The sequence below is a fragment of the Pseudomonas sp. ACN5 genome (assembly GCF_002303975.1).
In the GTDB taxonomy this organism is placed as follows: Bacteria; Pseudomonadota; Gammaproteobacteria; order Pseudomonadales; family Pseudomonadaceae; genus Aquipseudomonas; species Aquipseudomonas laurylsulfatiphila.
Map to the genome: position 1 here is coordinate 1 of NZ_MRCP01000011.1, position 11,938 is coordinate 11,938.

11 protein-coding genes are annotated in these 11,938 nt (G+C 61.4%); 5 read left to right on the plus strand and 6 right to left on the minus strand.

Annotated elements, in window-relative coordinates; translation table 11 throughout:
• Window positions 1-207: MATE family efflux transporter (locus BSF40_RS20080; RefSeq protein ID WP_256589566.1), on the minus strand; the 207-nt coding region annotated here is incomplete at its 3' end.
• A 442-nt stretch (window positions 208-649) separates the two neighbouring features.
• Between BSF40_RS20080 and BSF40_RS20085 the strand changes: the two genes are divergently transcribed.
• Complete coding sequence (locus BSF40_RS20085; protein WP_095966429.1) at window positions 650-922, plus strand: hypothetical protein; 273 nt, start codon at window positions 650-652, stop codon at window positions 920-922.
• A 64-nt stretch (window positions 923-986) separates the two neighbouring features.
• On the opposite strand, the gene BSF40_RS20090 is transcribed toward BSF40_RS20085, so the two are convergent.
• Entirely contained in the window at window positions 987-3,899 is a 2,913-nt protein-coding gene (locus BSF40_RS20090) for a multicopper oxidase domain-containing protein (protein ID WP_095966430.1), read from the minus strand.
• A 628-nt stretch (window positions 3,900-4,527) separates the two neighbouring features.
• Here BSF40_RS20090 and BSF40_RS33385 point away from each other — a divergent pair.
• From BSF40_RS33385 to BSF40_RS20110, 4 genes are all read left to right on the plus strand, one after another.
• Window positions 4,528-6,024, plus strand: a complete 1,497-nt coding sequence (locus BSF40_RS33385; protein WP_095966431.1) for a methyl-accepting chemotaxis protein — start codon at window positions 4,528-4,530, stop codon at window positions 6,022-6,024.
• A 97-nt stretch (window positions 6,025-6,121) separates the two neighbouring features.
• Window positions 6,122-6,526 (plus strand): antitoxin Xre-like helix-turn-helix domain-containing protein, encoded by a 405-nt coding sequence (locus BSF40_RS20100; RefSeq protein ID WP_095966432.1) that lies wholly within the window; start codon window positions 6,122-6,124, stop codon window positions 6,524-6,526.
• Window positions 6,520-7,212 (plus strand): RES family NAD+ phosphorylase, encoded by a 693-nt coding sequence (locus tag BSF40_RS20105; protein ID WP_095966433.1) that lies wholly within the window; start codon window positions 6,520-6,522, stop codon window positions 7,210-7,212. The genes BSF40_RS20100 and BSF40_RS20105 overlap by 7 nt, the downstream gene beginning before the upstream one ends.
• 249 nt (window positions 7,213-7,461) lie before the next feature.
• A complete protein-coding gene (locus BSF40_RS20110; RefSeq protein WP_007996958.1) occupies window positions 7,462-7,863 on the plus strand; it encodes a hypothetical protein in 402 nt (133 codons plus the stop codon).
• Window positions 7,864-7,932: 69 nt separating this feature from the next.
• Here BSF40_RS20110 and BSF40_RS20115 read toward each other — a convergent pair whose 3' ends face one another.
• The 4 genes from BSF40_RS20115 to BSF40_RS20130 form a co-directional block, all read right to left on the minus strand.
• Window positions 7,933-9,501: a DHA2 family efflux MFS transporter permease subunit gene (locus BSF40_RS20115; protein WP_095966434.1), complete on the minus strand. Its 1,569-nt coding sequence runs from the start codon at window positions 9,499-9,501 to the stop codon at window positions 7,933-7,935.
• Entirely contained in the window at window positions 9,498-10,583 is a 1,086-nt protein-coding gene (locus BSF40_RS20120; protein WP_095966435.1) for an HlyD family secretion protein, read from the minus strand. Before BSF40_RS20120 ends, BSF40_RS20115 begins: the two co-directional genes overlap by 4 nt.
• 95 nt (window positions 10,584-10,678) lie before the next feature.
• Entirely contained in the window at window positions 10,679-11,092 is a 414-nt protein-coding gene (locus BSF40_RS20125) for a cupin domain-containing protein (RefSeq protein ID WP_095966436.1), read from the minus strand.
• 43 nt (window positions 11,093-11,135) lie between these two features.
• Window positions 11,136-11,888, minus strand: a complete 753-nt coding sequence (locus tag BSF40_RS20130) for an SDR family oxidoreductase (protein ID WP_095966437.1) — start codon at window positions 11,886-11,888, stop codon at window positions 11,136-11,138.
• Between the last annotated feature and the right edge of the window lie 50 nt (window positions 11,889-11,938).

Genomic DNA, 11,938 nt, shown 5'->3' on the forward strand with positions numbered 1-11,938 from the left:
GCCGAGGCCGATCACCAGGGCGATGAAGAAAAACACGATGGGGAACATCCCCGAGACCGCCGCCAACGCCTGGGTGCCGAGCATCTGGCCGATGTAGATGCTGTTGACCGTGCCGGACATGGATTGCAGGAAGTTCGACAGGACCATCGGGGCGAGGAAAAACAGGTAGGTTTTCCAGAGGGGGCGTTGGGGGTTGGGGGTTTGCATGGGCGAAGATCCATCTCGACGGCAGGAGCGATGATTAAGGATAGCGTGGGTGGCTGAAACCAAGGGGCGATGACCATCTCAGGTCTGTGTCTGGATATCCAGCGACCTGAGGTGAAAGGTCTGAAGTTTCTTCCTCAAAGGTCCTACACAAAGCTCGGAATGCCTCACCTTCCCGCGCTGATCTCGTGCGGCTTATAGTCGGCGCCGTCGCCCTAATGGCGATTCGGGTTTGGCGACCTGACCTCAGAGAATGCGAAGGCTATCCGCTTTATTGCAGGTATCATCGCACCCGCAAAGCCGCTGTTATGGCGGCTGTGCGCGGGAGACCTTCGGGTCTGCCGGTTTTCTCTGTGCCGGTTCGCCAACCTGCGCACAGCTGCCACCCATTCGTTTGGCGACGACTGAGTGACGGCCTTGAGCCAATCAAACAGAGATCTTCACAATGAATCGATACATGCCTTTAACCGGAATCGACCTGGTTCCGGCCTCCCTGCTCATCGACACCCAAGCCCCACTCGACGTCCTGCAAGCCATGGCCGATTACCGGATTCGAACGGTTACGCAGGTGCTGGAAAACATCGCCTACCGAGCCGAAATTGGTTGCGACACGGTGGTGCTGGCGGACTTTTCCAAGCTGCTGGTCATTCCATTGCGCGATGGTTGTGACTTGATGGATGTGATTGGTCGGTGGTTGCGGGCGCAGGCTGCGGAGTGAATGAAAACGGGCGCAGAAGGCGCCCGTTTTTTGTCCGACAGGAAAAGTGGCTTGATGGACGATGCTAGCCTTTGCCCCCGCTAACACTTCCACTTCCACTGCCACTTCCACTGCCACTTCCACTTCCACTTCCACTACCACTGCCACTGTTATCCTCCTGGTCATTGTTGACCTGTGGCCCGACGCCATCCCCCGTACGGAATGTCGGTAACGCCACCGAGGCCACGAATTTCACGCCGTCCCAGCTGGGCAATGGTGTGGGCATCAACTGGAACTGGCCAGGGTGCTCAGAGTCCCAGCGCAGCAGCATCGCCGTGTCCTCATGCTGCGTATTGTGGCAGTGCTCCATGTAGGTACCGGCAAACTCACGGATGCGTAAGGCCATTTCGACATTGTCGAGGCTCTCGGGATGGGGGCCTACATTGTAGATGTCCTTGCGCGCGCCTTTTTCCCATTCTGGTGGTGGTTTGCCACCTCGAGTGAGAATGATCCCTTCCTCGAAATGCACATGCACCGGGTGACTCCAGCCATTGCCGCCGTTCTGGATCTTCCAGACTTCCAGCGTGCCCTCCCCCTTGAACCCCGCCGGTGTCGGGCCAGTGGCCAGTTGTGGCGCGGCTGAAATCCGCCGCGGGTCCATGTTGAAGCCTTCGCCGCCATCGGTCTTGATCGTCCAGGGCTTGAAATCCGTGCCGTCGGAGCGGCCAAAGATAAAGGTGCGGTGCCGCGCCCGGGCAAGCCGGGCGATATCGGCAGGGTCGTCACGGTGCAAGGGCAAAGGGATCATGAACCTGCCCTCGGGCTTGCCAGGCTTGGCGGGCTCGAAGTCGACCGGGTTCATGCTGACGTCCTGGCCGGTGTAAGGCCGCACGTTCAGTTGCATGAACAGGCCCACGCCCGGGTCACCGTTGATCCACTGTGGCCCGTGGCTGGTTTGCCTGACAACGGGCAGGTACTTCCCGGACAGCACTTCCGCCAATGGGATGTCACGTTCGGGACGCTTGCCGTTTTCATGCTCCTCGATGTTGACGAAGAATATCTTGTCGCCCGGCTTGACGCCGTTTTTCGCGAAGTCGATGACGATGTCATAGCGTTCGGAAATGCCTTGTATCGGCAGAATGGCATTGTGGTCCTGTCTGTCGCCGTCGCCATCGAGGTCCAGGCTGCCATCGAACGGAACCGCGTGTTCCATGATATTGCCGTCGTTGGCAATCATGTGGAACGGCACCCGGTTATAGGAAACCCCGGAGTTTCTCGGGCCAGGAAACTCGCCACCATTACCATTGACCTGACGCACCACCGCCAGCTTGAAGTAGCGAGAAACCGATCCGTTGAGAATGCGGAAACGGTAGCGGCGGGCACGTACGTCCAGGAAGGGCTTGTACTCCCAGTTGGTCAGCACCTGGTCACCGAGAAAACCATCGGTGTTGAAGGGGTTGAACCACAACTGGCCGGTCTGGTCCCAGGCCTTGTCAGCGATCGTCAAGTTGACGTCATAGTCGCGGTTACCCCAGCCCAGGCCCGAACCGCTGGGCAAGCGCAGGTTGACCCCGTCTTCGACCAACTCGTTGCCACGGTCCACGGCGCTGTAGTAGTTCATCATCGTCGCATTGCCCTTGTAGACATTCTGCGCGGTGAAATCGAGCATGTGGTCGTGGAACCAGTGGCTGCTCATGGTTTCGCGCCAGTCGCCACGGATCTTGATGGTGCCGTGGTCGCAGGTCTTGAAGCCGGGGGTGGCGTCGTTGACGAAAAGCTTTTCACCGGGATCGCACGGGAACGCCGCACGCGGATCCTGAGCGCTGGTATTGATGCTGTCGTAACCGGCCAACTGGATCGGCCAGCGATAGTCGTAGTACTGGCCCGGGAAGAAGAACGCGTTGGCAAAACCGTCGCTTTCCGCGGGCGAGTGGCCGTTATGCTCATGGGTGCTGATGGTGTGCAGGCCAAAGCCCCGGTTGGCCGACGGGTCAATCGGCAAGGCATCGTAATGCCGCATCAGCATCGCTTGGCCATAGCGTACTTGAAGCAGTTTGGGTGGAAAGGTGCCGTCGAATGTCCACAGCGCATTATGGTCCTGGACAGGGAAGTTGGGGTGAAACTGCACCTGAATGCCCTTGGTTGTGCCCTCGTTGGCCGGGTTGCCGTTGGTGTTGTGATAGAGCCCGCCTGGCGCGAATTCCCCCACGGCGTAGTTATGCCGTTGCATACGATCACGCAAGCCGCTGTTGACGTGCGCGCCGGCTTGCACCGTCTTGAAGGCGTCGCGCGGGAAAAACTCATTGAAACGCTGGTGCGACCAGCCTTTTCCCGGTGGCCGGCCTTCTGCGGGCGAATCGACCCGGCGATTGAGGAAATCCTCGATCTGCGCCCTCCAGGGGTTGCGGTCCAGCACATTGGAGAACTCTGTCGGGAAGGGCGTCAATGCCGGCTGCCTGAGAAAGGCATCCAGCGCAGCCGGCGACGGGCCGCTACGCGCCACCTTCAAGGGGTCTTGCGCCGGTGCGGGGCCCAGCGTCGGGACCGGAAACGGAACGGGTGATGGCGGGTCGGCCGCGTTCAGTTTGTTCGAGCCGAACTCCTCGAAAAGCTCCAGCTTCTGTGTGAACGGTTGAACCCCGAACACCGGGCTGGCATTACCGTTAGTGGGGATATTGAAGCTCGGTTGCAGATTGGGCGGCAGCACATTGTCGACCAAGGGGGTCTTGCGGTTACCGACCACCCCATTGGGTAAGTCGAAGGCGCCGACGTTGGCGGGAGGCAGCTTGAGCAAGTCTCGCAATGCGGCATCGGGGTCGGCGGGCGGATTGGTGAACGCCGATGGGTCGGTAGGAGGCGGTGGATCGGTGTTGTCGAGGGGGGCTGCATGGGTCTGGGACAGGCCCAGCCCGAACATGATCGCGGCAGCAGAGATACTCAGCGCCAGCCTGGTTTTGGACAATGCACCAGGTTTGAACCTTCCGGTATCTAGTTTCATCGCAAACACCTCTGACGGGTTCCCAGGAGCCGCATGGCAATACGTGGGCAACGAGCCACTGCTCCTGGCCCGGCTGGCGAAATGTCAGATGTCGCGCCGGGATGAGAACGATGCAAATCTCTCGCCAAAAGTGACAGGGTGAGGCTAATGGATCTACGCCATGCCCGCCTGTCCGCCGGCTTCAAGCAGGCGTATGAGAAGCCAGGATACAAGCCCCGATGACGGGGAATATCCCCCAATACAGGGTGCGATTGTGCGGGGTGTTCGGGCCAGGAAAAATCGCCACTTTCTGAATGTATCGAGCGGTTGAATCCACAGCCGATCGCTGCTCGTGACGAGTGACTGCATAAGCCGATATCGGCGTCGCCAAAGGCTTCAGCGCGCCCCTGCATGCGAGCCACTACCCCGCCAATTCAGCATTCCTTGCCTCTAAATCTGACATTGTTCCCCTCTGCCCCGCCACCCCATCCAAGAATGATGGCAAACGGCTACACTCACCACGTTTTATCAACACCTCGACCATGGCGGCAACCGATTTGCCTCGATGGTTAAAGCGATAAAAGGCTTGTCTTCCGGTATCAGTCCAACCCCTGCTTCTTCCCGGTTCGATTACATGGAGTCAGCGTACATGCCCTTCCCCCCTCGCTTCCTCGACCACTACCGCAAAGCCGACCGCATCATGCTGGGCCTGATCTGGCTGATGTTCGCTTTCGCGGTGGGCCTGGCGTTCTGGCACGACACCTTCAAGCAGGCGCTGTTGGTGGGTGGCGGTACCAGTGTGTTGTTGACGCTGGTGTATCGCGCCATCGGCGGCTCTCGGTTGATGCGCTGTTTACTCGGCACAGGCTTGATGGTGATGGCTGCATTGCACATCAACCAGGCCGAGGGGGTCATTGAGTCGCACTTCGGGATTTTTGCGTTGTTGGCGGTGCTCACGTTTTATCGGGACTGGCTGCCGATTCTGGTGGCGGCGGTGACGATTGCGCTGCATCACGTGGTGTTTCATGTGTTGCAGCATCAGGGGTTTCCAGTGTTCGTGATGGCGCATCACGGTGGCTGGGCGATGGTGTTCGTTCACGCCTTTTATGTGCTGATGGAGACGGTCGCACTGCTCTATCTTGCGGTGCACAGCCAGGCCGATGCGGTGGAGAGCCAGGACATGCTGGACAAGATGCTCGCCGCGACTTCGCAGCTGACAACCGATCCCGGTCAGGGTGACAAGGCGCGGGTGCATGTGTCGCTGGCGCAACGGTTCGATCAGTTCCTGATGCAAATCACCGCGCTGGTGGACGGGGTGGTGCGTGACTCCAACGGCTTGGGTCAGTTGGGCCAGGAGTTGGCCAAGGCCAGCAACACGCTGGAGAAAGGCGCCAAACATCAGTTGACGGAAATCGCGCAGATGACCGGGTCGATGCAGCGCATGGGTGACGCGATGGAGCACATCGTGGTGCAGGTCGAGCATGCCGTTGCACATGCCGGCCAGGCCAGTGTGCAGATCACCCGCGGGCAGGAAAGCGTGAACCGTGCCCGGCAGGAAATCACCCAGCTGGCTTCGCGCCTGGACGGCACCAACCAGACCGTGCAGGTGCTGGCCGGGCAGGCGCAGCAGATCGGTACGGTGCTGGAGGTGATCAGCAGCATTGCCGAGCAGACCAATTTGCTGGCGCTCAACGCGGCGATTGAAGCGGCGCGTGCCGGCGAGCAAGGTCGCGGCTTTGCGGTGGTGGCCGATGAAGTGCGCAGCCTGGCGCAGCGCACGGCGGTGTCCACCAAGGAAATCAGGACCATTATCGAGGCCTTGCAGCAAGGCAGCCGCAAAGCCGTGGAGGCCATGCAGGACAGTCGCGAAGGTGTGGAGCGCTGCGTCGAGGACAGTCAGTTGGCGGCGGCAATGTTGCAGGCGGTCGGCAGCGACATCTCGCAGATCGATGAGCTCAACGGGCGAATTTTCACGACGACCCGCGAACAATCCACGGCGAGTGTCGAGATTGTCGGGCGCTTGCAGTCGGTGCAGAGCATCGCGCAGAACACGGCGGATGATGTGCAGACGCTGGCGTCGAGCAGTCGGCGCTTGCCGCCTATTGCGACTCGGCTGGATGCGTTGGGGCGCACGTTTCATCAGTGATGCTCGACGCGGGAGGTTGTCCGCTGGTCGAACCGACTTGCTCTACAGATTCTTAATACCTATCTTTGAGTCTATGGACTCAAGATAGGTACTGATCATGGCCGTCCCCCTGCAACCCCAATCCTTCAGCAAGAACCAATGCGTCACCGGCCTGCGCGCTGCGGTGAGCATTCTGGAAAAGTGGCAAGCCACCAGCGACCAGGCCTGTCGCATCCTGCGTATTTCCCGCAGCACCTACACCCGCGCCCGGCAGCGCGATGTGGAGTGGGCTGTGGCGCTGGATGCGGACCAGATGCAGCGCATCAGCTTCGTGCTGAACATTCACGCCACGCTGCGCCTGGTGTTCGACAACCCGGACAACGTGTACGGCTTTGCCTCGATGGCCAATGACAATGAGTTTTTCAATGGCCGCAGCCCGTTGGAGATCATGGCCCAGGGCGACATGATTGCGCTGTATGAAACCTTCCGCCGCATCGACATGTTGCGGGGTGCGCAATGGTGATGGCGAGTGAGCTGGCGGTGTTTGCCGGTCAGTCGTTGCAGGCTTATCGCCTGGTCAATTCGAAGTTTCCGCCCATTGCGTTGTTTGATGACGTGGCGGACGCGGATGAGTTTGAGGTGCTGTTCGAGATTCAGGCGTTGACCAATCCGCGGTTGAAGAATGAAGTGGGTCAGCTTGAGTTGATCACGCGCAGCGAGATCCCGTTCGGGATTGCCGGTTGCTCTTACGCCATCGCGCCGTTTACCCATGTCAATCCGGCGGGGTCGCGCTTCAGTGACGGCAGTTTCGGGGTGTTGTACCTGGCGGATTCGATGGAAGCGGCGCTGGCCGAAGTGCGGCATCACCAGGCTCTATATTGGTCGAAGGTGCCGAGCCTGAACTATGAGCGGTTTGTGTTTCGCGGGTTGGCCTGTGCCTTTGGCGATGGCGGCATGAAGGACGCCACCGCCCTGCCGTTGGCCGATCCGGTGTATGCGTCGGACGATTACAGCCATTCCCGCGTGCTGGGGCGGGCGGTGCGGGACGCCGGTTGTCCCGGTTTGCGTTATCACTCGGTGCGCATGCCGGGCAGTCATTGCTGGGCGTTGATGACGCCGAGGCCCGTGTCCTCGATCATTCAAGCGGCGCATTACGAGATGGTGTGGAACGGGCAGATCACCAGTGTCAGCCAGATCAGCGAGGCTTGATCGCCTGGCGATGACCCTGTGGCGAGGGAGCTTGCTCCCGCTGGGCTGCGCAGCAGCCCTTTTTTTTGGGGCCGCTTCGCGACCCAGCGGGAGCAAGCTCCCTCGCCACAAAAAGAGGTGTTTATACAAGCGGTGTTCGATCCATTGACCGCATCGATAGTCACCATCAATTCAATGAAGTTCTCTTAAAAAATCCCCGGCGTAACATCTGCTCCATACCCACCCATCAGCACCCCGGAGCACACCATCATGAAACGCCAAACCCTCCTCAGCATCGCTTTCTCGGTTTTCGCAGTTAACGCTTTTGCCGCAACGTCTGCTCAACCTGTGGTCGCTGAAGGCGGCTCGGATCGTCTGATTGAAAGCCGTGTGGCTGAAGGTGGTTCTGATCGCCTGATCGAGAATCGTGTGGCCGAAGGTGGTTCGGATCGCCTGCTGGAAAAACGTGTTGCCGAAGGCGGCTCTGACAAGCTCCTGCAAAACCGCGTCGCTGAAGGTGGCTCCGACAAACTGCTGCAAAACCGCGTCGCTGAAGGTGGCTCCGACAAACTGCTGCAAAACCGCGTTGCCGAAGGCGGTTCCGACAAACTGCTGCAAAACCGCGTTGCCGAAGGTGGCTCCGACCGTCTGATCGAAAGCCGCGCTGTCTGAATGCAGTGCTTTACCGCAGGACTCAACGAAAAGCCCGGCCTCAACCGCCGGGCTTTTTCGTGCAGGTGATCAATTCGTCCGTTGTTCATGCGCTTTCGCATAGCGCGCCAGGCCAATCTTGATGCCGACCAGGATGGGGGCGGCAAAGACGAACAGCAGGGCCACGGCGAAGAACGCCGTGTCGAAGGCAATCACCGTGGCCTGACCTGACACCGCCTTGCCCAGCAGGCTGGTGGCCGCCCGGCCGGCGGTCACCTGGTCCATGCCCTTCCCCGCCAGCATCGCGGTGGTGGTCGTCAGCCGCTCGATGAGCGCGTGCCCACCCGCAGTGACGTGGGTGCCCAGGACCACGCCGTTGGTGACGGCGTGATTCTCGATCAGGGTCTGCAGCCCGGCGACGCCCATCAGGCCACCCAGCTGGCGCCCTGTGTTGAACAGGCCGATGCCGCTGGCCAGGTTGCGGCTGTTGAGGTGGGTGAAGGCAATCAGTGTGATCGACAGAAACAGGAAGCCCAGGCCCAGGCCGCGCAGCAGGATGGCCGCCATCATGTCATCGCTGCCGCTTTCGCTGGTGGAGCCGGACAGCATCCACATAGCCGCCATGATCAGCAAGATGCCCAAGGGCACGGTGGCCACAGGCGGCACGCGGCGGGCCTGGAACAACCAGGCGGCGATGAGCAGCGAACCGACAAAAAAACCGCCGCTGGGCAATAGAAGCAGCCCGGCATCGGTCGGTGTGAAAGCGAGTACCGACAGGGCGAACGCCGGGATCAGGTAGGCGCTGCCGAACAGCGCGGCACCGGCGACGAAACTGACGATAAAGGCAAAGGTGAAATCGCTCGATTTGAACAGGCTGAAGTCAAGCAGCCCCTGGCCGTCGGCCAGGACCTGTTGGCCGAGAAAGCCCAGCAGCGCGGCACCACCGAGCACCGTCAGTACCAGGATGCGCGGTTCCTCGAACCAGTCCCAGCGGCTGCCCTGGCTGAGCACGTAGGTGAAACAGAACAGAGCCGCAGCGAGCAACGAGAACCCGAGCCAGTCAAACGAAGGTTGCCGGACCCTGGCGGGCACGGGGTGGTCGGCGATGAGCAAGAGGCCGGTCGCTGCCAATGCCAGCGGCACCACGCTGAAGAAAATCCAGGTCCAGGACTGGCTGTCGATCAACCACCCTTGCAGGGCCGGTGCGAGGGTCGCGGACGCAACCACGGCCGCCATGGCGAACAGGGCTTGCAGGATCGGCTGAAGGGCCCGCGGATAACCGCGAAAGATGATCGCCTGGCCCGCCACCAGCAAAGCACCGCCGGCGAAGCCTTGCAGGATGCGCAGTGCGATCAGCAGCTCCAGCCAGGCGCTGACGGCAGCCACGCAGCACGCCAGGCCCATGACCAGGGTGGCGCCGATGAGCACGTTGCGTGGAGAAAACCGCTGCATCAGCCAGGGGGCGAGCATGAACCCGATCAGCTTGAGGGCGATGTAGCCGACATCCAGCCAGGCAAACTCGTCAGGCGTGGCATAAGTGTCGCCGATGATGTCGCCGCGTCCGAGGGCGAGCACGGTGCTGGCGATCGCTTCGGTCAACGCGGCCAGGACGATGCCCGCGATCAGCAGCACGCCGGTCGTCGGCCTGGCGCGACTCATGAGCCGGCCCCTTGCGCAACCTCTACCCGCGCGGACAGCCCCGGCACGATGCGGCCCGGTAGCGGATTGTCAGCCAGGCGGATCTTCACCGGAACGCGCTGTACGACACGTACGAAGTTCCCGGTGGCGTTGTCGGGCGGCAGCAGGCTGAACGCCGAGCCACTGCCCGGTGCAAAGCTGTCGACCACGCCGGCCAGTGCCGCATCGGGATAGCCATCGACCGTGACGCGCACGGGCTGACCAGGGCGAATCTGTTCGAGCTGGGTTTCCTTGAAATTGGCCACGACCCACACATCGTTGACCGGCACGATATCGAGCAGGGCGACACCCGGCGTGACGAACCGGCCGAGGCGAACCTGACGATTGCCGACCACGCCATCCACCGGCGCATGCACCACGGTGTGATCGAGATCGATCCGGGCGAGATCACGGGCTGCCTCAGCCTGGGCCACCGCTGCCACGGCCGCCTCTCTTTGCGCGACAAACACACTGATGCGTTGCTGTTGGGCCTCGACCGTTGCCGAAGCGGCCGATACCGACGCCACGGCTCTGGATTGTGCCGTGCCGGTTTCATCGACCAGTGCCTGGCTCACGGCATTGCTGACGATCAGTTTGCGGCTGCGGTCGTGGGTCTTGGCCGCCAGGCTCATGTCGGCGGTGGCCGAGCGTCTTTGTGCTTCGGCCTGCCGGATCAGCGCATGCTGAAGCCGGATCTGCGCGTCGACATGGGTCAGGTTCGCCCGGGCGGCGCTGACATTGGCCTCGGCTTGCGCAAGTTTGGCGCGATAGTCGCGGTCATCGATACGAAACAGCACATCACCCGCGCGCACAGTCTGGTTGTCCTCGACCTCGAGCGCCGTGACATAGCCGGCGACCTTGGCGGCCAGCGAGGTGACGTCGCCGCGGACATAGGCGTTGTCGGTCGAGGTCACGCCACGGGTAAACGCCATGGCGCCCCAAACCGCCACGACCATCACGGCAGCGACACACAGCAACAGGCCGATGGTCTTGCGCGGGCTGCGCCGCACCACGACCACCGGCGTTGCGGTGGCAATGGCGGCCTTGTCCTGGAGCGAGTTCATTTTTTCATATCCTGTTCAATGCCAAGAGCCAGGCAGCCACGGGGCGGCAGGGTCTGCCGCCCGGCTGTCGAGCCTTCATGAGCGGGTTGATCGGCTCACTGCTTGATCGGGGTGACGAGCACCTTTTCCTCGGTGTCGAGGACGAACACCGCCAACAGGCGTGCCGGTTGGGTGTCACTGGCGTTGGCGCTGACCAGGTGCACGGAACCCGGCTCCTCTACGAAGTTTTCGCCGACCTTGTAGATATGTTCCGGCTGGCCTTTGACGTGGATGCGAAACGAACCTTCCAGCACCGTTGCATAGATGAAGGCCGTTTTCGGATGGGTGTGGGCCGGTGATGCGGCACCCGGCCCATACTCGACGACTACGCCCCTCATGCTCTTGCCGGGGATATTGGGAATGGGACGGTCGAACACCACCGTCACCTTGCCGGGGGGCGGCTCGGCGGCCGAGGCGGCGCTGATAGAGAGCGCTGCGAACACAGCGGCCATTAGCAATCGGGTAACCATGGGATGTCTCCTGGATGCATAGGGAAATGAGAGGTGAGATCCGTTACTGCGCTGTCGCCCGGGCCAGCCAGTCGTCGAAGCGAATCGCCCCCAGGCGTGCGTTCTTGCCGGTGACCAGCGATTGATCGTCGAGCACGGCGCCGAAGTAACGGGCATGCACATCTGGCACGACCTTGCGGTTGTCCTGGGTCGCCCGTAGATAGCGCCTGGCCAGTTCGTCGATCGGCATGGTTTCCGGGCCGCCCACTTCAACCGTGCCATTGAGCGGTGCTGCCAGCACGACATCGGCCAGCGCCGCTACCACGTCGTCGGACGCAATCGGCTGGATCAGCGCCGGCGACGCATGAATCTCATCGCCGACGGTGAACGACTGGACAATGCCGGCGGCAAACTCGGAGAACTGCGTGGCACGCACAATGCTGTAGGGAATGCTGGACGCCTTGATAAGGGCCTCCTGCGCGACCTTGGCCCGGAAATAACCGGTATCGGGAAGCCGTTCGCTGCCGACAATCGACAGGGCCACGTGATGACGAACCCCGGCAGCGGCTTCGGCGGCCAGCAGGTTACGGCTCGATGTTTCAAAGAAATCGAGAACGGCCTGGTCCTCCCACGACGGTGCGTTCGCCACGTCGACCACCACGTCAGCACCATCCATCGCTTCGGCCAGGCCTTCGCGGGTGATGCTGTTCACGCCCGAGCTGGGGCTGGCGGCGAGCGCATCATGGCCGCGTTCGCGAAGGGTGTTCACAAGTTTCGATCCGATGAGGCCCGAGCCTCCGATGACGACGATCTTCATGACTGTTCTCCACTTGTCGACTGCAACCATTGCGTCGGTGTAGAGAGATT

Bases quoted from the DNA above. Each gene is read 5' to 3' on its own strand.
- BSF40_RS20085 (WP_095966429.1), top strand. From the start codon at position 650: ATGAATCGATACATGCCTTTAACCGGAATCGACCTGGTTCCGGCCTCC.
- BSF40_RS20090 (WP_095966430.1), bottom strand. From the start codon at position 3,899: ATGAAACTAGATACCGGAAGGTTCAAACCTGGTGCATTGTCCAAAACC.
- BSF40_RS33385 (WP_095966431.1), top strand. From the start codon at position 4,528: ATGCCCTTCCCCCCTCGCTTCCTCGACCACTACCGCAAAGCCGACCGC.
- BSF40_RS20100 (WP_095966432.1), top strand. From the start codon at position 6,122: ATGGCCGTCCCCCTGCAACCCCAATCCTTCAGCAAGAACCAATGCGTC.
- BSF40_RS20105 (WP_095966433.1), top strand. From the start codon at position 6,520: ATGGTGATGGCGAGTGAGCTGGCGGTGTTTGCCGGTCAGTCGTTGCAG.
- BSF40_RS20110 (WP_007996958.1), top strand. From the start codon at position 7,462: ATGAAACGCCAAACCCTCCTCAGCATCGCTTTCTCGGTTTTCGCAGTT.
- BSF40_RS20115 (WP_095966434.1), bottom strand. From the start codon at position 9,501: ATGAGTCGCGCCAGGCCGACGACCGGCGTGCTGCTGATCGCGGGCATC.
- BSF40_RS20120 (WP_095966435.1), bottom strand. From the start codon at position 10,583: ATGAACTCGCTCCAGGACAAGGCCGCCATTGCCACCGCAACGCCGGTG.
- BSF40_RS20125 (WP_095966436.1), bottom strand. From the start codon at position 11,092: ATGGTTACCCGATTGCTAATGGCCGCTGTGTTCGCAGCGCTCTCTATC.
- BSF40_RS20130 (WP_095966437.1), bottom strand. From the start codon at position 11,888: ATGAAGATCGTCGTCATCGGAGGCTCGGGCCTCATCGGATCGAAACTT.